This is a genomic window from Streptomyces odontomachi, assembly GCF_024435355.1.
GTDB classification, from domain to species: domain Bacteria; phylum Actinomycetota; class Actinomycetes; order Streptomycetales; family Streptomycetaceae; genus Streptomyces; species Streptomyces odontomachi.
Genome location: NZ_JAMJWG010000082.1, coordinates 1 through 1,032 on the forward strand (window position 1 = coordinate 1; position 1,032 = coordinate 1,032).

Here is a 1,032-nt window from a genome sequence, read left to right on the forward strand (position 1 = left end):
CCCGGCCTTCTCCATGTCTTCGGCGATCTTCATCGCCTCCTCGATCAGCGTCTCCACGATCTTCGACTCCGGCACGGTCTTGATGACCTCACCCTTCACGAAGATCTGCCCCTTGCCGTTACCCGAGGCCACCCCCAGATCCGCCTCACGCGCCTCCCCCGGACCGTTGACGACACACCCCATCACCGCCACCCGCAACGGCACCTCCATGCCCGTCAACCCGGCCGTGACCTCCTCCGCCAACTTGTACACATCCACCTGCGCACGCCCACACGACGGACACGACACGATCTCCAGACCCCGCTGCCGCAGATTCAACGACTCCAGAATCTGGATACCGACCTTCACCTCCTCCACCGGAGGAGCCGACAACGACACCCGGATCGTGTCCCCGATCCCCTCCGACAGCAACGCACCGAACGCCACCGCCGACTTCACCGTCCCCTGAAACGCAGGACCCGCCTCCGTCACACCCAAATGCAACGGATAATCACACTGCTGCGCCAACAACCGGTACGCATTCACCATCACCACCGGATCATTGTGCTTCACCGAGATCTTGATATCCCGAAAATCATGCTCCTCGAACAACGACGCCTCCCACAGCGCCGACTCCACCAGCGCCTCAGGCGTCGCCTTCCCGTACTTCGCCAGAAGCCGCCTGTCCAAAGAGCCCGCATTCACCCCGATACGAATCGGCGTCCCCGCCTGCGACGCCGCACGCGCAATCTCACGCACCTTGTCGTCAAACTGCTTGATATTCCCCGGATTCACCCGCACCGCCGCACAACCCGCATCAATCGCAGCGAACACGTACTTCGGCTGGAAATGAATATCCGCAATCACCGGAATCTGCGACTTACGCGCAATCGTCGGCAACGCATCCGCATCGTCCTGCGTCGGACACGCCACCCGCACGATCTGGCACCCCGACGCCGTCAACTCCGCAATCTGCTGCAACGTCGCACCCACATCCGACGTCCGCGTCGTCGTCATCGACTGCACCGAAACCGGCGCGTCCCCACCCACCGC

At 62.7% G+C, this 1,032-nt stretch carries 1 protein-coding gene; it reads right to left on the minus strand.

Features of this window, described 5'->3' with window-relative positions; genetic code table 11:
* Positions 1 to 1,032: flavodoxin-dependent (E)-4-hydroxy-3-methylbut-2-enyl-diphosphate synthase (ispG, locus tag NQO67_RS43465; protein WP_255956192.1), on the minus strand; the 1,032-nt coding region annotated here is incomplete at both ends.